The sequence below is a fragment of the Clostridium rectalis genome, from assembly GCF_900626095.1.
Lineage (GTDB): Bacteria > Bacillota > Clostridia > Clostridiales > Clostridiaceae > Clostridium_AS > Clostridium_AS rectalis.
Genome location: NZ_UYZZ01000001.1, coordinates 38,551 through 61,888, shown reverse-complemented (window position 1 = coordinate 61,888; position 23,338 = coordinate 38,551). Strand labels below are relative to the sequence as shown.

Here is a 23,338-nt window from a genome sequence, read left to right as displayed (position 1 = left end):
AAATATCCCCCTTTAACTTTCTAGAAAATTAACAGCCACTTGGGCTAAACATTTTGCCGATGTCTTTAAATTTTTATCATCCCAATTAAAATTTGAACTATGAGCTATTATTTCTTTTTCCTTCATTATACCTACTAAAAATAAAGCCGAAGGTATACTATTACTAAAAAAAGCAAAATCCTCAGCTCCCATATTGGGCTCTAATTTGTTAAGTATCTTATCTTCTCCTAGTATTTCTGTCGCTGATTTTATAACCATATCTGTCATAAAATAATCATTAATTACTGGAGGTGCAAAACTAATATAATTAAATTCATATCCAGCTCCTTCACTTTCCGTTACAGACTTTAATATACTTTTTATTGCATTTATTGAAAAATCTCTAGTTTTGTTGTCAAAAGTTCTTATAGTTCCCATTACCTCTACCTCATCCGGAATAGAATTTATTCCTCTTCCACCATGTATAGAGCAAAAAGATACTACTACAGGTTTTATGGGATTTACTCTCCTACTTATAAACATTTGTATATTGGTAATAACCTGTATTGCAATATTTATAGGATCTATACATAAATGTGGTGTAGATCCATGTCCACCCTTTCCTAAGACTTTAAATTTAAAATCATCTGAAGAAGCCATAATAGCACCTTGTTTTATTTCTATATGCCCCTCTAAAACATCCCCCCAGAGATGACAAGCAAAGGCTGCATCAACCTTTGGATTTTCTAAAATCCCTTCATCTATCATTAACTTTGCTCCTCCCTCTCCTTCCTCTGCAGGTTGAAAAACAAATTTTATGTTTCCATGTAACTTATCCTTTAAATCATTAAGTATCATTGCTGTACCAAGTAACGCAGCTGTATGACCATCATGTCCGCATGCGTGCATAATTCCATCTATTTTAGATTTAAACTCTATAGGTACATCTTCACTTATTGGTAATGCATCCATATCAGCCCTTAAAAGTACAGTTCTACCTGGATATTTACCATTCATTAACCCCATAACCCCAGTTTGGGCTATATTAGTTTTAACTTGTATATCTAGTTTTTCTAATTCATTTGCCACAGTCTTTGAAGTTTCTATTTCATTAAACGCTAGCTCTGGATTCATGTGGAACTTATGTCTTAAATTAACCATTTTTTCATAATATTTTTCTGTTAAATTGAATATTTCCTTGCTAAACAATGCAAAAGCCCCCTTTAAATTTTATATAAGGTATATATGGTTGTTTTATAATTAATATTACTTTACTATATTAAATCGCTAAAGTAATAAAATATTCACATAAAAAAAGACTGTTGTCAAATAAACAACAGTCCATTTTTAAAGATTATTACAGCTTGATATCTCTTCTCCTATAATTCTTATACCTTTTGCTATATCATTTAAGGGCACTCTAGAAAAACCTATTCTAATTGTGTCAATACCACTTTTGTCTGTATAAAATATATCTCCTGGAGTAAATATAACATCTCTTTTTATACACCTTTGTAGAAGTTTTCGCGCATTTACATTTTTTAGTTTTATAAATATATATAGCCCCCCATCACCTAAAATATAATCATTTGGTATATATTTTTCTGCAAGTCTTTTTGTAACTTCGAACTTTTCTCTATATATATTTCTTACCTTTTTAACATATCTTTCAAAACTTCCACTTTTCATATACTGATACAAAACAGCTTGATCTAAAAAAGAGGTATGAATATTTCTACTTCTTTTTACACTTTCTAATAATTCTATTAGGGATTTGTCCGCAAAAATCCATCCTATTCTTATACCTGGAAAAAGTATTTTAGATAGACTTCCCAAATAAATTACCGAATTTTCTTCTCCACTAATAGCAGCAATAGGAGCAATATGAGTTCCTAAATGTTGAAGTTCTTCATTAAATCCATCCTCCACTATAGGTATATTATATTTCTTAAACATGTTATATATCTCTTCTCTTTTTTCATAACACATTACCATTCCTGTTGGGTTATGATAGGATGGTATTATATAAGCTAGCTTTATACTTTGTTTTTTTAAACAGTTATCTAATTCTTTTATACTTATTCCATTATTATCTATAGGGACTCCAACAATATTGAGATTATGAAGCTTCATAATCTTAATAGCTGTATTATGAGTAGGATTTTCACAAATAATACTATCTCCCATCTTAGTTAGAGATGATAATACTATATCAAATCCTTCTGTAAACCCATTTGTAATTAGTATACTCTTATCTCTAATGTTTACACCCTTTCCCTCCATATACTCCATTAAAATATCTATTAAAGGCTTATACCCTCTAGCATATCCATAATTTAATATTTTTTCTCCTTCAATAGAAATCCTATTGAAAAAAGCTCTTTTAAATTCCTCTACATCAAATAAAGACTCATCAGGAGCTATACTTTTAAAAGATATCATTCCCTTTTTATATACGGCTTCATGTTTCATTATGTCAAGCTTCTCACATTGATTAGCATAATCATTAATATTATCTAACCAATTAATTTCCCACTCCTTTTTTTCAATAATCTTAACTTTGGATACAAAAGTTCCTTTACCCTTTTTAGTATAAACCAAATTTTTATCTTCTAAAAGTTCATATGCCTTAAGAATTGTATTTCTGCTTACATTCATCAATAAAGCCATTTCCCTTGTAGATGGCAACTTACTTTTATAAGCTAGCATCCCACTTTCTATGACTTCTTTTATATATTTATAAATTTGAATATACACAGCCTCTTTATTATTTAATTTAATATTAAAAAACAATTAAAACACCTCAAAGCTTTCTTGTTTCCATGGAAATTTTTATAATTTCATCTAAAAGTTCACTAAAACTCATTCCTGCAGCCTCTGCACTTTTAGGGAAAAGGCTATTTTTTGTCATTCCAGATAGTGTATTTATTTCTAATACATAAATTTCTTCCTCTTTTATTATTATATCAATTCGAGCATAAACTTTTAGTTTAAAAGCATCCCAACATTTTAAACATGCTTCTTCTACTTTCCTATAAACATTTTGTGGTAAATATGCTACCTTTTCATCTGCTCCATCATCATCATATTTTGAAGAATAATCAAAAAATTCCTGCTTAGGATCTATACTCAAAATAGGTAATAACTTTCCATTAAGCATACAGCAAGTTATTTCTTTCCCTTTTATATATTCCTCAATCATAACTTCATTATCATATTTTAGTGCTTCTTTAATTGATGTTTCTAACTCTTCCCTTTTATAGATAATATTAATTCCAATAGAGGAGCCACCATTATTTGGTTTTACTATTACAGGATAATTAATTTTATCTATTTTTTTAAAATCTATATTTTCATTTTGTTTTATCATAGTCCATTTTGGCGTAGGTATATTTTCAGCACTAAAAATATTCTTACTTATATTTTTATCCATGCAAAGTGCACTAGAAAGTACACCAGAACCAGAATAAGGTACCCCTATACTTTCAAGTATTGCTTGAACTTCTCCATCTTCTCCAAAACTACCATGAAGGGCGATAAAAGCAAATTGTAGACATTTTACTCTGTCTATAAGTTCATACTTTGTATTTATAGGTATAGGTAAAACTTCATACTTATTTTTATCTAAACTATCAATAATATGCCTACCTGATAGGTAAGATACTTCTTTTTCTGAAGATATTCCTCCCATAACAACTCCAATTTGCATATAAAAATACCTCCTATGGTTCTTCTTTAAATCTACTTATAGTATTATTTTATGTATAAACCTATAAAAAATAAAGCACCACCTATTTATAAATATTAACCAATAGTGGTTTCTATTTTAATACTATTCCTTATAATTCTATATGATTTCCTTATTCCTTTTTTATGTTGCGTTATATTGTTAAAAAATATTTAATTTACTAAAACAAATTTATGTAATTGCTTTGCTAACAAAAAGGTTGATGACAATAAATATCAACAACCTTTTTTTATTACACTTAATTTATATCATGAGGAAATATTTAATTATTAACAGTTTTAAACCGATCCTTAGATTTTCTAATAAGTACAGTTATTATCATAGCAATGAATGTAGGTATAACCCATGCAAAACCTAAATTAGATAGAGGAATTATATCCATAATATTTTTAATTACTATTTCACCAATACCTATAGTAGGCAGTGTTTCAATTATGCTGAAAAATAAAGCCACATATACAGAAACTTTAATAACAACATTATCCTTTGACAGAGTTGTAAATAAAGTAGTTATTATAAGAACTATAGCTACAGGATATAATACACTTAATATGGGTACAGAAATCTTTACTATTTTGTCAACCCCGAAACTGCCTATAGCAATACTTACTAATGATATTACTATTGCATTAATTTTGTAAGGTAATTTCCCTTTACTTATATTTTCAAAGAAACTAGAACCAGCTGTTATTAAACCTACAGATGTTGTAAAACATGCAAGACCCATAGCTATACCGACAGACAAGGTACCATATTTACCTAAAATTTTCTTGGCTACTTGGAGTAATAGTGCTGTTTTAGTTATATCCTTTGGCAATATATTACTAGTTTGAGCACCTAAATACATTAATCCACCATATATTATACCCAATCCAATTATAGCAACAAGCCCAGATTTTATTGTCATACTTATGGCTTCTCCACCTTTGTACCCTTTACTAATAACGGAAGAAGTAATTACTGTGGCAAACATAAGTGAAGCTAATGCATCCATAGTTTGATATCCCTCTATCAATGAACTTGAAAAGGCTGAATCTATATTGGTATATGTTATATTTCCTATTGGAGATACTATCCCTTTTACTATTAAAAGTGATAGTACAATCAAAAGTACAGGAGTTAAAAACTTCCCTATATTATCTATTACCTTTGATGGTTTTAATACAAAACATAGATTTAATGCAAAATATAAAACCATAGAAACTAAAGGTGAAATACCTGGAAATATAGGCTGTATTGTTAACTCATGAGTTGTTGCGGCAGTTCTTGGTATGGCAAGCATAGGACCTATTGCCAAAAATATAGCTATAGAACATAATACTGAAAATTTCTTACCTACCTTACCTGCCATATTTTCAAAATTGCCATTAGTCTTTGTACATGCTAATATTCCTAAAAAAGGTAGCCCCACACCTGTAATCACAAATCCTATAGCTGCTATAATAAATTTACTTCCCATAACCTTTCCTAAATAAGGTGGAAATATCAAATTTCCTGCCCCAAAGAACATAGCAAAAAGTGCAAGACCTATAACTAAAAAATCCTTAGTAGTTCTTTTCATCAATATCCCCCCTAAATTACCTAGTTTTAACTTCTATTTTCCAATACTTCTTCTGAATTATTTTTTTTCACTTGGCTTATAATTAAAGATAATATTAACGCTATTATAGTGGGAGTTACCCATCCAAATCCCATACTTGATAGTGGCATTAAACCAAATAGTGATTTTAAAAACCTAATATTAATACCTAAATTTGGAAGAGAATCAAGTAAACTAACTGTTAATGCTGTATATACTGAAGTTTTTACTACAATACTATTTTTAGATAGATTTTTAAATAAATTAATTAACACAAGTGTTATAGCAACTGGATATAATATACTTAATACTGGAACAGATATTTTAACTATTTTATCTACCCCAAAAGTTCCTATAACAATACTTACTAATGATATTACTATTGCATTTATCTTATATGGTAGTTTACCATCACTTACATTGTCAAAAAAATTAGCACCTGCTGTTATTAGTCCAACAGAAGTTGTAAAACATGCAAGACCTATAGCTATTCCTATTACAATACTACCATAAGATCCCAATGTCATTTGAGATATTTTCAGCAATAATGATGTTTTAGTTATTTCTCCTAATGCCATGGAACTTGTTTGAGCTCCTAAGTACATAAGGCCACCATAAACTAGTGCCAACCCTACAATCGCTACAATCCCCGCCTTTGTTGTTAATGTTATAATATCTTTACCTTTATAACCTTTATCTATAACTGATGAAGTAATTATTGTAGCAAACATTAAGGCTGCTAAAGCATCCATTGTTTGATATCCTTCAATTAATGAAGTTGATAAAGGTGTTTGTACATTAGTGTTTATAACACTTCCTATTGGACATAATATGCCTTTTATTATTATTATTGAAAGCACAATTAAAAGTAACGGTGTTAAGAATTTACCTATATTATCAATTATTTTTGAAGGTTTTAATACAAAACATAAATTAAGAGCAAAATATAAAATCATAGAAAGTAAAGAAGATATAGCTGGAAACATAGGTTGTACAGTTAACTCATAAGTAGTTGCTGCAGTTCTTGGTATTGCAAGCATAGGCCCTATAGCTAAAAATATAGCCACAGCGCATAAAACTGCAAATTTTCTACTAACCTTTCCTGCCATATTTTCAAAACTTCCTTCATTTCTTGTACATGCCAATATAGCTAAAAAAGGAAGTCCCACACCAGTTAGTACAAAACCAATAGCACCTATAATAAACTTAGTTCCCATATCTTTTCCTAAGTAAGGAGGAAACACTAAATTTCCTGCTCCGAAAAACATTGCAAATAAAGCAAGACCTATAACTAAATAATCCTTTGTCGTTTTTTTCATACACAAACCACCTCTTTTTCAATTATCTTATTAGGAGTAATATACTGATAAATCAATTGTTAATTAAATTTTTAATATTACACATGTGAATATCTATAAAATAAATTTATTTACTACATTAAGGTATTAAAGAAAAATAATTATATTAAAAAAGTCTTCCGTCCTTATAATAACTTTATTATAAGGACGAAAGACTTTAATTTCGCGGTACCACCTTATTTATGATTTATTTGATAATCATATCTCATTCAGGTCAATCTTAAAATACACTTAATAAACTACATAATTATTAATCACAGCAAAGCCTTACTACCAATTTAATAATTTACAATTAAATGCAGTGTTTTAAGAAAACCCTAACCATATAACGCTGGTATACGTCCCCACCTACTAAAAAATTTTTTCAGCTAGAAAGCTCTGGAGTGAGTATTATATATCTCATTAACACCAATTCTCAGCAAACATTGGTTCTCTGTAATTAACTGAAAGATATTTTTGTCTCCGTCATAGCTTATGTATAAATATAATTTAATTTATTGTATTTCATTATATTTATAATTTTACAACTTGTCAATACAAAAATAAATTTTCACCAAAAATTTTTTAATTGTTTTTTTATTTCATTCACATTCCTAACTTTTACATTATTATACCATTCCTTAGGAAATAAACTATAATAAGGTTTAGTGATAAATCTATCATCTATTAAAAGTATTGCCCCTCTATCATTTTCCGATCTAATAACTCTGCCTGCCCCTTGAAGCACTTTATTCATTCCAGGGTATATATATGCATACTCATAACCTAAATTATTTTTATCATTAAAGTACTCCATTATTATATCTCTTTCAAAACAAATTTGTGGAAGCCCTACACCTACAATTACCACTCCGGATAATTTATCCCCCTTCAAATCTATTCCTTCCGAAAAAATTCCACCTAAAACGCAAAATCCTATCAATGTTTCCTTAGGATTATCTTGAAACTTTTTTAAGAATTCTTCTCTTTCTCCTTCAATCATACTTGAATTTTGCATTATAACATTTATATTTGGGTATTCTCTTTTAAATTCATAAAAAGCCATTTCCATGTATTTATATGATGGAAAAAATATAATATAATTTCCGGTTTTTTCAGACACAAAACCTTCTAAACTCTCCACTATATTATGTAGACTTTTTTCCCTATGAATGTATCTTGTTGATATATTAGATGCTATCATAAGTTTCCTATTATATAGTTTAAAAGGTGATACAAATCTGATTTGGTAATCCTCTTTTAAATCTCCACCTAAAATTTCTTTAAAATACTTCATAGGAGTTAAAGTTGCAGAAAAAAAGATAGCACTTTTCCCTTGATTTATACCTAAACTCAAAAGATATGAAGGATCTAAACAAAATAATTTTATTATTATATCCTTCTCCTCTTTCTGAATATAAGTAATAAATTTATCATCGTATATTTCACTAATCCTCAAAAATGCTAGTATATCAAAATAAATTTGTAATATATTTTCATAATTTACATCCTTCTCATTATCCTTAAGCCAACCCTCTCCCTCTCTTATAAAATCCCTAAGAGGTGAGTACATACTCATAGGTTCTTCTTTCTGCTTATAGAAAGTTTCACCTTCACACTTTTTACCAAAACTAATCATGGATTTATTAATTTTATCCATAATTTTATATAGTTTTTTATTTGAGTTTTTAATTGACTTTTTTCCTTCTAAGATTGACTTTTTATTAAGTTTTGCAGAAAACATTTCTCTACCTCTATCTACCAAATTATGTGATTCATCTATTAAAAATATATAGTCATCCTTTCCCGTATCAAAAAATCTTTTTAAATACACTCTTGGGTCAAAAACATAATTATAGTCACATATAATACAATCCGACCATATAGTTAAATCCAAAGATAATTCAAAAGGACATACCCTATGCTTTTTTGCATAATTTTCTATAACACTTCTTGTAATCAAATTTTCACTTTTAAGTATCTCCATTATAGCCTTATTTACTCTATTAAAGTGACCCTTGGCAAACTCACATTTTTCCCCATTACATACTACTTCATTATTTAAACATATTTTATCTTTAGCTGTTAAAACTATTACTTTGAATTCTAATCCCTTACATAACATTCTATTAAAGGCTTCTATAGCAACAATGGAAGTTATAGTTTTAGCTGTTAAATAGAATATTTTTTTTACCATTCCTTCCCCCATAGCTTTCACCGTAGGAAATATAGTAGATATTGTTTTCCCTATACCCGTTGGTGCCTGCAAGAATATATTTTTTCCTTCCCTAATAGTTCTATAAACCGAAACCGCTAACTCTCTTTGACCTTTTCTATAAATGGGAAAAGGAAATTTTATATCAGTAATAGTTTTATCTCTAATTTGAACCCAATTTTTAGTAAAATCTGCCCATAAAAAATATTTATCTAACAATGAATAAAAAAAATTCTCTAACTCAAACAGAGAATAACTTTTTATTATATATTTAACTTCTTCAGTATCTATATTACAATAAGTAAGCTGTACTTTTACATTTTCTATTGATTTCTCCTTTGCATATATATATGCATAACATTTAGCCTGGGCAAAATGTAATGGATTAAAATTCTCATCTATATCCTCTAAATTTCTTGATGTACTTTTTATTTCATCTATAATTATTTCTTTATCAAGGGATATTATTCCATCTGCTCTTCCTTCCACAATAATTATAATGTCCTTATATTCTATAGTACGTCTTAGAAAAACTTCCTTTGAATATTCTTCACCTTTTGATCGTTGAATTTTTTGATGAATCATAGTTCCTTCTAAAGCCCTACTATTTCCAGTAAAACTTGAATCTAAATCCCCAGATCTCATTATAAATTCAACTAAATTTCTCACAGATATTTTTATTTCTTTACTCATATCAATCAGCCTTTAAAATTATTATTTTAAAAATCTATATATTATATATTACCCTTAAATTTCTAAGCTTTCAACCATATTAAAATTTTTGATTATAAGATTAACACCCAAATTTTAATATATTTTTACCCTGTATTCCTAAAGGAATCAAATAAAATAATTAAATATTATTTAAAAATTAGATGACTTTCATATCAATATACATAAATAGAGTGAAACTTTTTTTAAATTGTTTCACTCCACCACTTCAATAAAATATGTATACTATAGTAAATCCTCTCTTTTTAGTATGTCAATAGAAAAAAACATTTTAAATACATTATATATCGCTGTAATGATGCAGGCGAAAATAAGCATATTTCCTATTTTATTTATAGATAACAATTCCTTTCTTTGAAGAAACATAAAAGTTACTACTAATATGTTAAATATATTTCTCAAAATTTTAAAATAATATGTTCTAGGCTCTCGTGTAAAATATTTATCTCCCACGAAACAATCTAAACAAATCAACAATACTAAAGATATTATAAGAAATATAACTATGTTTTTCATAAACTTTGCATCTCCTTTTAAAAGCTAAATAAACTTTACACTTATAATTATAAAAAACATTCCTTTATAAATTCTTACACATATCTTAAAATAAGCTTAATATTTTATAACAAATTATAAAATATTAATTTCATCTTTAAAACGTAACTGTTTTGTAAACTTATTTTATTTTTTCCGTAACCCTTTATCAATTTAACAAGAGTATTATATATGTAAAATATTACATTTTTTATTTGGAGGGGTTGATGTGAAAAAAATACTCTATATTGTATTAGCTAGTGTAATGACAATAAGTAGTACCTCAATAGTATCTGCGAAAAATTATTCTAGTAGCTTAACTAAAAATTTTATAATAACTAATCTTAAGTACAATATCCTTAATGAAAGCGCAAGAATACTTTGCAAAAATACAAAAGATATTTATCCACGTTTAGATACAGATATAAAAATGCCTGTAGTATATGGTTTGAAAAATAAAACTATAGAATATAAAATTAATACATTAATAGACGAAGATATATTAATTAATAAATCTAAAATTTTAAATTACTCCAAAGAAGATACTAATTTAAAAAATAAATATATTTTTAATGTAGATTATAATTTATCCTATAATAAAAATAATATTTTAAGCATAACATTAATATATTACGAATACACTGGTGGTGCACATGGAATCACCACTAAAAAAACTTTTAATATAAATACTAAAACTGGTAAGCTACTAACTCTTAAAGATTTATTTTGTAATAATGAAAATTTCAAACATATTATTAATAATTATATAAAAAATGAAATAAGTAAAAATCCAAAGATTTATTTTAAAAATACTTTTAAAACTATATCTGAAAATCAAAGTTTCTTTATAGAAAATAATAATATAGTAATTTATTTTGGTTTATATGAAATAGCCCCTTATTCTTCTGGGATTAGAGAATTTAGAGTTCCTTTTAACAATTTTAAATACGATATTAAAGTTATAGAATAAAATTTTATAAAAATCAGCTGCTGCAAAAATGCACCAGCTGATTAAAACTTTATTTTGTTCTTTCTCCTACTAATTCAATAATATCTATAAGTTCTCTATTAAAATTTATTTCTTCTTTAAATAAATTTTTTTTTCTTGAATCCTTTTCCGATTTTATATTCTGCTTATTAAAGTCTATTTTTTTCTGAATATAATATTTCATTCCAAAAGGAAAAGAAAATTTTCTGTTATTGGACGAAAACAACCTTTCCTTATTCCTATTATTAAACCCAGAAATACAATATCCTTTCCGATTAAGTTTTTTTAATATATTTCTGGTTTTCTTATATTCGCATAATACTAATACCTTTTTATAACCTTTTGAATTTTTTATTATATTTTGAGAAATTTTTTCATTTCTTAAACTTTCATTAATACTAGGCAAATAGTCAATCCAATCTATACCATTCACATCTATACCTAAGTAATGTGCCGTAAGATTTGCAAATGGCATTTCAAGACTACCATCACCAACATTACCTTTTTTTAATTCCTCAGGTCTACTTTGAACCAATAATAAATCAGGTTTTAAACTTTCTATAACTGCTCCTATATGAATTAGTGAAAAATCCTGATTTATTAAATGTTCCTTATGTAAAGTTCCTAATAAATATATATCCTGTTTATCACTTTTCATTTTATAAAAATTATAATATTTAAAACTGTTTGGACTAATTTTTTTTAATAAAAATAATCTCAGTTTCATACTTATTATAGGTAAAATCATTAAAACACACCCAATGATCAGTAAAAACGTTGCTAATTTATGCCTATTTAGTATGATATTCTTACTGTTCATGTAAAAACTCCTTTTATTTAACTCTTTTTTTATATCATAATATCATATATGCTATTTTTTATCATAGGGATTTTATATATTTTTCATTTTATTAACATTTACAGGAGATATACTAATGATTACGTTATTATAAATTAATAAATAGACTTTTATTATAACAATAAATACATAAAAAAGGATACCTCTTGAAATAATTTCTAAGATGCATCCTAAAAAATTTATAAGTTTATCTATTTCCCATATTTCTTAATTTGTATAATTCCTATAGTGGCCTTTACTATTAAAAGTAATGATAAAATCATCACTGCTATTATATTTGCTATATCAGAACTTCTTGTCTCAAATTTCATTTTAATAAATAAAGAAATAGTACCACCTATTAGTATTATTATACCTATAATAAGTAAAATTTTAGAACTTCTAATTAAGTTTTTGTCATTTGAATTCCCCATATGTCTCCCCCTATTCCCATTAGATTTAAATATATGAGGATGTAATATATACACTAAATTACTATATTTATTTTTTCATCTTTATTATTTTCTATATTTTCTTCTGATTTGTTTTCTTCATGAATCATTACTTTTGATTTTTTTATTTTATTAGATATTTTATCAGATTCCTTTGATAATTTTGCATTAATTTTTTGGACTGATGCATACATTTCAGCTACTCTTTTTCTTTTCTTTTGAACTATTTTAGACCCATTGCCAAGTTTGTCCCTTTGAGCATCAATTTCTGCCTCTTTTTCTAAGATTCTGCCTTCTCCATTTAACTTTGTTTTAATTTTATTAAGTTTTTTCATCTTATCATATGTTATATTGATATTTGATAAATCACTTAATTCAAAAGAATCCCTTTCCTCTTTTTTCAGATTAATTTCTTTATCTTCTTTTTTATTATTATTATTATTTGATTTTTCCATGTTCTTTTGTTGAATTTGTTGTTCTATTTGCTGAATTTGCTCCTGCAGTGCCTTTATTAAATCCCCTTCTGTTTTTGTATCTAAGTGTTGCTGTTTTATCCCATCTATTTGCTTTGTAAGTTCTAATTTTTGCTTTTGTAAAGACTTTATTTCATTGTCTAAAGCACTACGGTTTATATTTGAATTTTCCATAGTTCCTCTCATAAGTAGGGAGGATATTTTCATGTTTATTACCTCCTTATAATATAGTAAATTACAAATGTGATTAAATATTACACCCTCACTATTAATTATTCGATTTAAATCCAAATTCTTAAGTATATAATAACATTTTTTCTAGTATTTATAAATTGCCTGTTATATACACTCTATTAAAAATTATAAGTAAACTAATATTTCATATACTTAAAATAGCAACAACTTTACAATACTATTTACGTTATTCATTACTGGCTTTCACACTACATGCATACTTTACATATAATATATTGTAATTTTTTTTAAGGAGAATATTTAATGTACATTGATGGTTTCTACAGAAATGATGAATTAAATGAAGATTTTTATGAAAACTATTACGATAAACTAGAAGAAACATATAAATTTCAAAATTTTACATGTCCATTTCAGTACCTCTATGGACAGTTTTCTCCGCCCCCTCGTCCACCAATGCCACCTCCTCGTCCACCAATGCCCCCTGGAGGAGGTGGGGGAGGAAGACCACCTGGAAGACCGCCATCGGGACGTCCCCCTTCTTATATACCTAATAAAAGTCCTGGTATAAAAGCTGTAAATCCAGGTTCTTTAAGACCATGTCTTTATAGATTTGTATATATATGGCCTAGAAACGGAAGAGGATTTTGGGCTTGGATAGTCTTTGTAGGAAGAAATTCTGTCTCCGGTTGGAGATGGACTGGACGTCGTTGGATTTACTTTGGAATGGACTTAAGGCGAATCGAAAGCTTTGTATGCATTTAAATTTCTATAAATTTAAAGTAGGAAGTGCTTAAACACACTTCCTACTATTCTGTTATTATAACATTTTTTGTATTACTAACTTTTTCATAAAAAAACTGTTTTTCTTTTTTAAACAAGTGTAAGATAAAGTGTACAAATATAATTCCATCATACACAAATAAAAACAGCATCATAACATATAAGATAATGGCATTTTCATTTATTGATGTAGCTACGGTAACCACTCTATTAACACCTATTACTCCATAATATAGTATAGAATATCTTAAAAACACTTCTTTAAAAGTTAAAACATCCTTTTGTCCTTTTATTTTTATATTTAAAATTTTCTTTCCTACAGTTTTACCATTTGTTAAATATACTATTAATATAAAATATATAAATACTACTATACCATTAAAAATTACAGAATCTTTTACTGCTAATATTTCTATAATAATATTTAGTATTATCCAATCTATAAAAAAAGCTATTAGCCTTCTAGTAAAACTCACTTTCATACATGAAAAATCTACGTTTTCATCCAATGTACCACTATCCGGTAGGAAATACATAAATACTGGAGCCATATAATATCCAATTATTCCTCCTAAAGTATTTAACATTAAATCATCCACATCAAATAGTCTATACGGATATTTATATAATCCATATAATCCTGTGAGCTGTGTAATTTCAAAAAATAATGAAATGATAAATGATATTAAAATTACTCTTTTTAAATCTTTTCTAAAATAATATCTTATATATATACCTAATGGAATAAATAATAATATATTAAATACTATTTGTAAAAAAGCTCTTTCTTGTAACATATACATGTATGTTATTGGTTTAGAAAAAACAACGTTAGTTTCTTTTAAAAAATCTTGAATAAAGTTAAATGGTATTAATTGGTAATATTTACTTACATTTAACACTTTTATATCTCTGCTAGCTGGCAAAGGTAAAATTACAAGATAGTAAGATGTTATCATATATAATAAAAAAGAATATAAAACTATCACCCTTATTTTGTTTACATATTTATACTTTCTATACTGATATATCACGAATGGAAGTGTTAAGAAAAATGCTATAAATGGAAAACTTATTAATGCCATTTTTATTGGAAATAAATAACTTGACATAAATTTTACCTCCTTTTTTATATATTAAATTATAATTTATATTACCTAATCAGTTCAATTTAATTATGTTACATTATAGATAGATTTCCTTACAATTTTGAAAGAATAAAAAGTATGTAATTTTTAAAAACTACATACCTTTTATATATTTATTTATATTATTCATTTATTTATTAATTTTTGAATAGGACTCATGGGTCCTAGTAGATTTAAGATTTTATCATATGGTATTATTATTTTAAATACTCCATAATAGTATGGAGTATACTCATACACTTGATAATAAAGCACTAATTCATTAGGTGTTAAGTAAAATTTTTGATCCTGATGTATTCCATTATATTCCTCAACAAGGGGAATATTATTATCTTTAATATACTGTTTTGCTATCTCATCTAAAAAACCTTTATAATATATTTTAGGGTTAAATAAATCACTAAAGCTATAAACTTTACCACTATTTAAATCCAAAGTTATAGAACTATATTTTGTATACCCATGGGCTCCACCTGTGAATGTATAAATTCCAAATAATATACTTAAAAGCCCTTTTTCATTTAAAGGTACCTCATAAAAGCTTATTACTTCTTTAAAGTCTATGTTCTCTGGATATAATACCTGATCTTTAAATAAATAAACTACCTCATCTATTATCCCTTCATTTACTTTTTTTCTAACTGATTCCTGTAGATTAGTAACAAAAGGATAAGTTAATTTAAATGTATTTGGCTTAAGTATTTGCTCCCCAAGTTTGGCCTGACTTTCCATTTCTTTTCCTAATAAAGTTTTTTCATATTCATCTACAAAATTTTCATTATATACATCCCAGGGTAAAAACTGTTCAAAATTATCCTCAGGATATCTAAAATAGATCATATTAACTCCTCTCTTTTAATGCTTATGTTAACAATATATGAGCATTAAAAAAATAAGTGTATCATCATCTATAATTTTTTTTCAAAACAGTAAAATTCCCCTTTTCTAAGTCTTATAGTTCCAACCTTTTTAAACCCTCTTTTTTCATACATACTACAGGCTTTAGTATTTTTTATAAAAGCATCTAATCTTATGGACTTAAATTTATTATCCTTCGCCCTTTTCTCTACATATTTTATAAGTGCTTTTGCTATACCAGCTCCCTGATATTTAGGATTTACGCACAACCTATGTATAACTGCAAATCTATCCTTAACTTGCCATATTAAATCCTCATATTCTATATCTTGAGTTTTATTTAATACAATAATTCCTTTAATAATATCCTCTTCAACATAGATATAAAGGCTACCATCTTCTATATCTTTTTTTATAACTTCTACATTTGGATAAATATGATCCCATTGCTCAATTCCATTTAACATCATATCTTCTACTGCATCTTTTATTAAAATCATTATATTATCTAATTGTTTAATATCCGCCTTTTTTATTATCATAGTAATTTCCTCCTAAATTCATATAAAACTAATCCTTTATTATTTATATTTTATAGCAGTTTAACTCTTTTTTATACATAAAACTACTAAACTCATTAAAAATAACCCTTATGAAAATTAATAAACACAGAAACTAAAGACCATTGATAAATTTCAATGGTCTTTAAAAAAACTTAAATAGATGTAAAATTTTAGTTTATAATATTAATTTTTATAGGACTTCTATTTTTATTACATCTGCTTTTTCACTTAATCTACCTACAATTGCCTCCTTATTAGTACACCTTGGCATCAAAATTGTATACCTACTGCTTATATATTGAGAATATTTCTTATCATCATCTATCTCATCTTCCTCTAATAAAAATTCTATATTTTTTATTTTTATTTTCTGTTCTTCAAAATAAGTTGATATTTCATGAGTAACTTCTTCCTTATTATCATTGAAATACTCTACTTGTAAGTGAACTTCCTTACACTTCTCTCTAAACTTATCTTCAAGTTTTTTTAAAGAAACTAATACTATCACTACGCATATTGCAGATATAATACTTAAATAATAATATCCTCTACCAATAGCAAGTCCAATGCAAGCAACAGCCCATAGACTTGCTGCAGTAGTAAGACCTTTCACGGAACCCTTTTCATGAATAATTGTTCCTGCACCCAAAAAACCTATTCCACTTATAACCTGTGCTCCAAGTCTACCTACATCAGATTTTAATGCAGATGCTAATTCTGAATTAGATTTAATCATTTCTGCCACATATTCCATATCATATATTTGTATCATAGAAATTACAGCAGCCCCTAGACAAACTAAAATATGAGTTCTAAATCCAGCAGGTCTATTCTTATTCTCTCTTTCATATCCCACTATTCCAGCAATTATTATAGCCATTAATGTTCTACATACTATTTCCTGTATAGCCACGTTATAGCACCCCCTAGTATATACTATGATAAAATTTAAATACGGTAGTATAGTAATAATAATTTATTATTTTTATTTTCTAAATTCTTATACTTACCATATATTTAAAGGTATAATATAAATCTGTATTTCTTATCATTATTATTATTTCGTTAATTTTATAAACTGCTTTAAAATAAACCTATAAATAAAAAGAGGGATTACATCAAAATGAAATTTCGATGCAATCCTTTTTAAGTATATTTCTTAAAGGTTTTATTTATTATTCTTATTTAATAAGTCCCCTACCGCTGCTATACTGCCAAGTGAGGATAATGTTTCATTGGGTAGTATAAGCTTATTCGCAGGATTTTTAGCCATATCCTGTAGTGCCTCAACTTGCTTTAATGCAATTACTGTTGAATTTGTTCCTGAGCTAATTATAGCTTCATTTACTAAATGTATTGCCTTTGCTTCAGCTTGAGCAACGGCTTCAATTGCCTTTGCTTTACCCTCCGCTTCTAAAAGCTGACTTTGTTTTAACCCTTCTGCACGTCTAATATTAGCTTCTTTTTCAGCTTCTGCTCCAAGTATTTTAGCCTGTTTATCTCCTTCTGCTCTTGCAATTTCACTTTGCTTTTCACCCTCAGCTTGAAGTATAACAGCTCTTTTATCTCTTTCAGCCTTCATTTGTTTTTCCATAGCCTGTTGTATTTCTGCTGGTGGCATTATATTTTTGATTTCAACGGATAAGATTTTTATTCCATATGCATCTGTTATTTGATCTACCACCATTAATAATTCACTGTTTATTTTATCTCTTCCTGATAAAACTTCATCCAATGTCATATTACCAACTATATTTCTCATATTAGTTATAGTTGAGTAAACTATACCTGATTTATAATTTTCTATATTATAAACAGCATCTTTAGCATTCATAACTTTATAGAAAATAACATTATCTATAGAAATTTTAACATTATCCTGTGTAATAACATTTTGAGGTTCTATATCTAAAATCTGTTGTTTAGTTGATACCTTTTTTCTTACAAAATCTGCAAATGGAATAGTAAAATGCCATCCTGGTTCTAGAACTTTAAAAAACTGTCCAAATCTTTCTAATATATAAACGTATCCTGTATTAACAATTTTAATTGAAGATAAAATTACTATTAATACAAATAATATCAATACAATAAGTATTATTTTTCCTGACATGCAATCTTCCTCCTACACCTTTTTTACTATTAATCTATTACCATCTATTCTGGTTATTTTTACTTTATCTCCTTTTTTAATAGGTTCCCCTTCACTTTTAACTGTCCAGTATATTCCATCCACTTTTATCATGGTTTTTTTACTAAACTCTTCTTCAATAATAAGTTCTCTTCCTATATATCCTTCCTCCATAGTGGGAAGTCTTTCCACAGATTTCTTAAGTGTTTTCTTAGCTAACGGATACCCTATTACCATAAATATAATGCTAATTATTATAAAAATTATAAGTTGTGTTGCTATTTTGTATCCAAGTATTAAAGTTATTAAGGCAGCTATAGCTCCAATTGTAAACCATACAAAAAGTAAGCTACTAGTTAGTATATCTACTACTAACGCTATAACACCTATGGATACCCATAATATAATTTCCCATGTAGCCTCCATTTTCCCCCTCCTTTGCTACACACAAAAATAATGTCTATGATATCATTATACACTATTTTATTGCCTTGTAGAATTTTTAGAGTAAATTTATTTAAGTAAAGATTAGAATTTTTATATGGTTTTACAATTCCTCTATAAAAATCTAAATAAAAAGGTATGAGGATCATTCCTCATACCTTTTTATTTATTATTTTAATATAATATTTAAATCTTCATCTGGCGTTGATATAGGTTTAATATTAAACTTATCTATTAAGATCTGAAGGACATTAGGTGATATAAAAGCAGGTAAAGTAGGACCTAATCTAATATCCTGTATGCCAAGAGAAAGTAATGTTATTAATATACATACCGCCTTTTGTTCATACCAAGATAATATCATTGAAAGTGGTAAATCATTTACATCACATTCAAATGCCTGTGCAAGGGAAAGAGCAATTTTTATAGCTGAATAAGCATCATTACATTGACCTACATCAAGAAGCCTTGGAAGACCTTGTACTGTCCCAAAATCCTTTTTATTAAATCTATACTTACCACAAGCAAGAGTTAGTATTATAGTATCTTTAGGAGTTTTTTCTGCAAATTCAGTATAATAATTTCGTCCAGGTCTTGCTCCATCGCACCCTCCTATTAAAAAGAATCTTTTTATTTTTCCACCTTTAACAGCCTCTATAATTTTATCTGCATTACTTAAAACAGCATTATGTCCAAAACCCACTAAAATCTTCTTTTCCTTTTCATTTTCTGAAAAACCACCAAGTTCTATTGCTTTATTTATTAAATCTGTAAAATCCTTCTTACCATTCACTTCTTTAATATGTTTAACCTCTGGCCATCCTACTATACTAGTTGTAAAAATCCTATCCTTATACGATGTTCTTGGCTTTTGCAAACAATTTGTAGTCATTAAAATACATCCTGAAATTCCATCAAACTCTTTTTGCTGATCTTGCCATGCTCCTCCAAAATTCCCTACTAAATGTTCGTATTTTTTTAATTCAGGATATCCATGGGCTGGAAGCATTTCCCCATGGGTATAAATATTTATTCCTTTTCCCTTAGTTTGCTCTAAAAGCTCTTTTAAATCCTTTAAATCATGTCCTGATACAATAATAAAAGGTCCCTTTTTCATAGTGGTTAACACTTGATTTGGTGTTGGATTTCCAAAACTTTCTGTATTAGCTTTATCTAAAAGCTCCATACATTTTAAATTTACTTTACCAAACTCCATATTTAAATTAAATAAATCTTCTACACTTAAACTATCATCTATAATACTTGAAAATCCTTTATAAAAAAAATTACTTACTTCTTTATCAGTATATCCAAGAACATGAGCATGATGACCATAAGCCCCCATGCCTTTCATTCCATATACAAGCATTTCTCTTAATGATCGAATATCCGCATCTAAGGTTTGATCCTGCATTATGCCTACTTTTTCTGCATCTTTTAGCATAGCTTCCTTTGTACTGGGTAATTTATATATAGCTGCTTTAGGAGTTTGCTCATTAATTTTTCCCAACTTATCTTTTAATTTCTCTTTTATTCTTTCTGCCTTTATTAAATACTCAACAAATCTTTCCGGATCAAAATTTACATTTGTTAAAGTTGAAAAACTTCCATCCATCATGAACTTATCTATTTCATCATCTATTTTTTCCTCTTTTTTTATTAATCTATCCCCATAAAACGCTATGCCTTTAAGTTCATATATTAGTAAATCCTGAAGTGCTGCTACTTCCGCATTTTTACCACAATTACCTGCTTTTGTACATCCTTTGCCACCAATAGTTTGCTCACATTGAAAACAAAACATATCTTCTATTACAGCCATAAATATATTTCCTCCTTATTGATTAAACTAATAGTATTATTAGTTTAGCTAAGGTATTTTATTCTAATTATAAATTGACAATTTATACACATTACTTAATAATTAAAATTAAATAATATTTTATTGGAGGTCTTATTCTATGACTAATTTTTTAAGCAAACATTTTAATTCCTCTTACGAATTTATAAATGTTTCCGCTGCATGTCCTTTAACCAATGTAGCAGATATAGAATTTAATATTAAAAATATAAAAAAGTGTATACAAATGAGCTTAGATAAAAAATCTAAGTTAGTAGTATTTCCAGAACTTTGTATAACTTCCTATACCTGTGGTGATTTATTTTTAAATACTGAAATCCTTAAATCTTCAATATCTGCTATAAAGGATTTATGTAATTATTTAGTAGGGAAAGATATATTAGTTGCTGTAGGAGCACCCTTAAACTACAACAATTCATTGTATAATTGTGCATTTATTATTTATGATGGAAATATACTTGGAATAGTTCCTAAAAGTTATATCCCTAATTATACGGAATTTTATGAGAAAAGATGGTTTTCAGAGGGTCTTGGAGTTGTGAATAAAACCATTAATTTGGAATTTCAAGATAATATTCCTTTTGGAACAGACTTAATATTTTCAAGTAAAATATTTAAATTTGCATTTGAAATCTGTGAGGATGCTTGGGTAACCATTCCTCCTAGTAGTTATTTAGCATTAAGTGGAGCAAATATTATAGGAAATCTTTCTGCATCGAATGAAATAGTAAGTAAAGCTAATTATAGAAGAAATCTAGTTAATTCTCAAAGTGCCAAATGCCTGTGTTCTTACATATACTCATCCTCTGGTGTGCTTGAATCTTCCTCCGATCTTTTGTTTAGTGGTCATTTACTAATTTGTGAAAATGGAAGTATGTTAAAAGAAAATAATAGATTTCAAAGAGAAAATCAAATTATAAATTCCACTATAGATGTAGATAAATTAAATCGAGAAAGATTAAAAAACATAAGCTTTAGAGATAATTCTAAATTTTGTCCTATACAAATAAGAGAAATTAATTTTACTTTTAAAGATTTATCTAATATAGAATTTGATAAATATATTGAAAAGCATCCTTTTGTGCCTTCTAAAGAAAATATGAGAAAGGAACGCTGCAAAGAAATATTTAATATTCAAAGCGCTGCTCTTGCTAAAAGACTAACTCATACAGGACTAAAAAAAGCTGTAGTTGGTATATCTGGGGGCCTTGATTCTACCTTAGCATTACTTGTAATAATTAAAACCTTTGATATGCTAAAAATACATAGAAAAAATATAACCACTATCACTATGCCAGGCTTTGGAACCACTGATAGAACCTATAATAATGCCATAGACTTATGTAAAAGTTGTGGAACTGACTTAAGAGAAATAAATATAGTAAAATCCTGTCTCCAACATTTTCAGGATATAGGCCATGACCCTAAAATTCATGATGTAACATATGAAAACGTTCAGGCAAGAGAACGAACCCAAATTCTTATGGACATAGCAAATAAAGAAGGTGGCCTTGTTATCGGAACAGGAGATTTATCTGAATTGGCTCTTGGTTGGTGTACATACAATGGAGATCACATGTCCATGTACTCGGTAAATTGTTCTATACCTAAAACATTAGTAAGATATCTAGTTAGATATGTAGCAGAAAATGAAGTAGATAAAATTACATCTAATATATTAATTGATATTTTAAATACTCCTGTAAGCCCAGAACTTCTTCCAACAGATACAAAAGGAAATATTTCTCAAAAAACCGAAGATATAGTAGGACCATATGAACTACATGATTTCTTCCTATATCATTTTATAAAAGGTACATCGCCTGAAAAAATTTTATTTCTTGCAAACTATGCTTTCAATAAGGACTATGAGGAATCCACAATAAAAAATTGGCTTAATCTTTTTATAAAAAGATTTTTTACACAACAATTTAAACGTTCCGCCATACCAGATGGTCCAAAAGTTGGTACCATAAGCCTTTCGCCAAGAGGAGACTTTAAAATGCCATCTGATGCAAGTTTTAAATTATTTTTAGACTAAGGAATAAATTTATAAAGTATTAGGCTGACTATAAAATTTTAGCAGCCTAATATTTCATAAATAATTTTCAAATTTAATATCTCTGTAAAATGACAAAAGCCACATGATGAATTTAAATATTCAACATATGGTTCACTTTTTCAAATAAAATTATTTATCATATTAAATCTATATCTATAAATAAATTTACATTATTCCTAATTTTTTATTAACCAATATATTTGACCTAGTTGATGAGTCTAGTATTTTTTTATAAAGAAAATTTCCAGTATAGCCTTGTTGAAAATATTTATTTTCATAATATTCAAAGGGTAAATTAGAATTATTTACATCCAAATATTCAGCTAACTCTCTATCTTTCATCAGCTTCCTGGCCTGCATTCTATACTTATTTCTTAAAGAATGCGCCTTTACAGCTTGTTCTTTTATTGACAATGAT

Annotated in this window: 21 protein-coding genes; 3 read left to right on the top strand and 18 right to left on the bottom strand. The window is 27.4% G+C overall.

The features are described 5' to 3' along the window. Positions 1 to 12 precede the first annotated feature (12 nt). The 7 genes from EJL03_RS00280 to EJL03_RS00250 all read right to left on the bottom strand — a co-directional run bounded on the left by EJL03_RS00280 (position 13) and on the right by EJL03_RS00250 (position 10,106). On the bottom strand, positions 13 to 1,188 hold the full coding sequence (locus tag EJL03_RS00280) for a M20 metallopeptidase family protein (RefSeq protein ID WP_125151971.1): 1,176 nt from the start codon (positions 1,186 to 1,188) through the stop codon (positions 13 to 15). A 138-nt stretch (positions 1,189 to 1,326) separates the two neighbouring features. Beyond that, positions 1,327 to 2,772 (bottom strand): MocR-like pyridoxine biosynthesis transcription factor PdxR, encoded by a 1,446-nt coding sequence (gene pdxR / locus EJL03_RS00275; protein ID WP_125151970.1) that lies wholly within the window; start codon positions 2,770 to 2,772, stop codon positions 1,327 to 1,329. A gap of 10 nt (positions 2,773 to 2,782) precedes the next feature. Further along, positions 2,783 to 3,688: a D-alanine--D-alanine ligase gene (locus EJL03_RS00270; protein WP_125151969.1), complete on the bottom strand. Its 906-nt coding sequence runs from the start codon at positions 3,686 to 3,688 to the stop codon at positions 2,783 to 2,785. A 301-nt stretch (positions 3,689 to 3,989) separates the two neighbouring features. Further along, entirely contained in the window at positions 3,990 to 5,288 is a 1,299-nt protein-coding gene (brnQ, locus tag EJL03_RS00265) for a branched-chain amino acid transport system II carrier protein (RefSeq protein ID WP_125151968.1), read from the bottom strand. Positions 5,289 to 5,314: 26 nt separating this feature from the next. Beyond that, positions 5,315 to 6,625 (bottom strand): branched-chain amino acid transport system II carrier protein, encoded by a 1,311-nt coding sequence (gene brnQ, locus EJL03_RS00260; protein ID WP_125151967.1) that lies wholly within the window; start codon positions 6,623 to 6,625, stop codon positions 5,315 to 5,317. A gap of 589 nt (positions 6,626 to 7,214) precedes the next feature. Continuing rightward, on the bottom strand, positions 7,215 to 9,551 hold the full coding sequence (locus EJL03_RS00255; RefSeq protein WP_125151966.1) for a helicase C-terminal domain-containing protein: 2,337 nt from the start codon (positions 9,549 to 9,551) through the stop codon (positions 7,215 to 7,217). A gap of 264 nt (positions 9,552 to 9,815) precedes the next feature. Next, positions 9,816 to 10,106, bottom strand: coding sequence for a hypothetical protein (locus EJL03_RS00250; RefSeq protein WP_125151965.1), 291 nt, complete (start codon positions 10,104 to 10,106; stop codon positions 9,816 to 9,818). A gap of 247 nt (positions 10,107 to 10,353) precedes the next feature. Between EJL03_RS00250 and EJL03_RS00245 the strand changes: the two genes are divergently transcribed. Further along, positions 10,354 to 11,094, top strand: a complete 741-nt coding sequence (locus tag EJL03_RS00245) for a DUF3298 and DUF4163 domain-containing protein (protein ID WP_125151964.1) — start codon at positions 10,354 to 10,356, stop codon at positions 11,092 to 11,094. Positions 11,095 to 11,143: 49 nt separating this feature from the next. Here the strand turns inward: EJL03_RS00245 and EJL03_RS00240 are convergent, their stop codons facing one another. The 3 genes from EJL03_RS00240 to EJL03_RS00230 form a co-directional block, all read right to left on the bottom strand. Continuing rightward, entirely contained in the window at positions 11,144 to 11,932 is a 789-nt protein-coding gene (locus EJL03_RS00240; protein ID WP_125151963.1) for a hypothetical protein, read from the bottom strand. 230 nt (positions 11,933 to 12,162) lie between these two features. Next, positions 12,163 to 12,384, bottom strand: coding sequence for a hypothetical protein (locus EJL03_RS00235; RefSeq protein ID WP_125151962.1), 222 nt, complete (start codon positions 12,382 to 12,384; stop codon positions 12,163 to 12,165). Between the two features lie 53 nt (positions 12,385 to 12,437). Beyond that, the gene (locus EJL03_RS00230) at positions 12,438 to 13,082 is read right to left on the bottom strand and encodes a FlxA-like family protein (RefSeq protein WP_125151961.1); all 645 of its coding nucleotides are present in this window, start codon (positions 13,080 to 13,082) and stop codon (positions 12,438 to 12,440) included. A 291-nt stretch (positions 13,083 to 13,373) separates the two neighbouring features. Here EJL03_RS00230 and EJL03_RS16250 point away from each other — a divergent pair, with 291 nt between their 5' ends. Next, positions 13,374 to 13,835, top strand: coding sequence for a hypothetical protein (locus EJL03_RS16250; protein WP_243108570.1), 462 nt, complete (start codon positions 13,374 to 13,376; stop codon positions 13,833 to 13,835). A 44-nt stretch (positions 13,836 to 13,879) separates the two neighbouring features. Here EJL03_RS16250 and EJL03_RS00220 read toward each other — a convergent pair whose 3' ends face one another. The 7 genes from EJL03_RS00220 to hcp all read right to left on the bottom strand — a co-directional run bounded on the left by EJL03_RS00220 (position 13,880) and on the right by hcp (position 20,819). Continuing rightward, a complete protein-coding gene (locus EJL03_RS00220; protein WP_125151960.1) occupies positions 13,880 to 14,965 on the bottom strand; it encodes a VanZ family protein in 1,086 nt (361 codons plus the stop codon). A 162-nt stretch (positions 14,966 to 15,127) separates the two neighbouring features. After that, entirely contained in the window at positions 15,128 to 15,841 is a 714-nt protein-coding gene (locus tag EJL03_RS00215) for a DUF3298 and DUF4163 domain-containing protein (protein ID WP_125151959.1), read from the bottom strand. A 68-nt stretch (positions 15,842 to 15,909) separates the two neighbouring features. After that, positions 15,910 to 16,401 carry a GNAT family N-acetyltransferase gene (locus tag EJL03_RS00210; RefSeq protein ID WP_125151958.1) on the bottom strand — a complete coding sequence of 164 codons (492 nt, stop codon included), beginning with the start codon at positions 16,399 to 16,401 and terminating at the stop codon, positions 15,910 to 15,912. Between the two features lie 211 nt (positions 16,402 to 16,612). Then, complete coding sequence (locus tag EJL03_RS00205) at positions 16,613 to 17,335, bottom strand: MgtC/SapB family protein (protein ID WP_125151957.1); 723 nt, start codon at positions 17,333 to 17,335, stop codon at positions 16,613 to 16,615. A 255-nt stretch (positions 17,336 to 17,590) separates the two neighbouring features. Further along, entirely contained in the window at positions 17,591 to 18,535 is a 945-nt protein-coding gene (locus EJL03_RS00200; RefSeq protein WP_125151956.1) for an SPFH domain-containing protein, read from the bottom strand. Positions 18,536 to 18,547: 12 nt separating this feature from the next. Beyond that, a complete protein-coding gene (locus tag EJL03_RS00195; protein WP_125151955.1) occupies positions 18,548 to 18,979 on the bottom strand; it encodes an NfeD family protein in 432 nt (143 codons plus the stop codon). A 187-nt stretch (positions 18,980 to 19,166) separates the two neighbouring features. Next, entirely contained in the window at positions 19,167 to 20,819 is a 1,653-nt protein-coding gene (gene hcp / locus EJL03_RS00190) for a hydroxylamine reductase (protein ID WP_243108568.1), read from the bottom strand. A gap of 139 nt (positions 20,820 to 20,958) precedes the next feature. Between hcp and EJL03_RS00185 the strand changes: the two genes are divergently transcribed. Then, positions 20,959 to 22,899, top strand: a complete 1,941-nt coding sequence (locus EJL03_RS00185; protein WP_125151954.1) for an NAD(+) synthase — start codon at positions 20,959 to 20,961, stop codon at positions 22,897 to 22,899. A 186-nt stretch (positions 22,900 to 23,085) separates the two neighbouring features. Here EJL03_RS00185 and EJL03_RS00180 read toward each other — a convergent pair whose 3' ends face one another. Further along, positions 23,086 to 23,334 carry a hypothetical protein gene (locus tag EJL03_RS00180; RefSeq protein ID WP_243108566.1) on the bottom strand — a complete coding sequence of 83 codons (249 nt, stop codon included), beginning with the start codon at positions 23,332 to 23,334 and terminating at the stop codon, positions 23,086 to 23,088. Between the last annotated feature and the right edge of the window lie 4 nt (positions 23,335 to 23,338).

Excerpts from the sequence above, each read along its gene's own strand:
- EJL03_RS00270 (WP_125151969.1), bottom strand. The coding sequence starts at position 3,688 with ATGCAAATTGGAGTTGTTATGGGAGGAATATCTTCAGAAAAAGAAGTA.
- brnQ (WP_125151968.1), bottom strand. The coding sequence starts at position 5,288 with ATGAAAAGAACTACTAAGGATTTTTTAGTTATAGGTCTTGCACTTTTT.
- brnQ (WP_125151967.1), bottom strand. The coding sequence starts at position 6,625 with ATGAAAAAAACGACAAAGGATTATTTAGTTATAGGTCTTGCTTTATTT.
- EJL03_RS00255 (WP_125151966.1), bottom strand. The coding sequence starts at position 9,551 with ATGAGTAAAGAAATAAAAATATCTGTGAGAAATTTAGTTGAATTTATA.
- EJL03_RS00250 (WP_125151965.1), bottom strand. The coding sequence starts at position 10,106 with ATGAAAAACATAGTTATATTTCTTATAATATCTTTAGTATTGTTGATT.
- EJL03_RS00240 (WP_125151963.1), bottom strand. The coding sequence starts at position 11,932 with ATGAACAGTAAGAATATCATACTAAATAGGCATAAATTAGCAACGTTT.
- EJL03_RS00235 (WP_125151962.1), bottom strand. The coding sequence starts at position 12,384 with ATGGGGAATTCAAATGACAAAAACTTAATTAGAAGTTCTAAAATTTTA.
- EJL03_RS00230 (WP_125151961.1), bottom strand. The coding sequence starts at position 13,082 with ATGAAAATATCCTCCCTACTTATGAGAGGAACTATGGAAAATTCAAAT.
- EJL03_RS16250 (WP_243108570.1), top strand. The coding sequence starts at position 13,374 with ATGTACATTGATGGTTTCTACAGAAATGATGAATTAAATGAAGATTTT.
- EJL03_RS00220 (WP_125151960.1), bottom strand. The coding sequence starts at position 14,965 with ATGTCAAGTTATTTATTTCCAATAAAAATGGCATTAATAAGTTTTCCA.
- EJL03_RS00215 (WP_125151959.1), bottom strand. The coding sequence starts at position 15,841 with ATGATCTATTTTAGATATCCTGAGGATAATTTTGAACAGTTTTTACCC.
- EJL03_RS00210 (WP_125151958.1), bottom strand. The coding sequence starts at position 16,401 with ATGATAATAAAAAAGGCGGATATTAAACAATTAGATAATATAATGATT.
- EJL03_RS00200 (WP_125151956.1), bottom strand. The coding sequence starts at position 18,535 with ATGTCAGGAAAAATAATACTTATTGTATTGATATTATTTGTATTAATA.
- EJL03_RS00195 (WP_125151955.1), bottom strand. The coding sequence starts at position 18,979 with ATGGAGGCTACATGGGAAATTATATTATGGGTATCCATAGGTGTTATA.
- hcp (WP_243108568.1), bottom strand. The coding sequence starts at position 20,819 with ATGGCTGTAATAGAAGATATGTTTTGTTTTCAATGTGAGCAAACTATT.
- EJL03_RS00185 (WP_125151954.1), top strand. The coding sequence starts at position 20,959 with ATGACTAATTTTTTAAGCAAACATTTTAATTCCTCTTACGAATTTATA.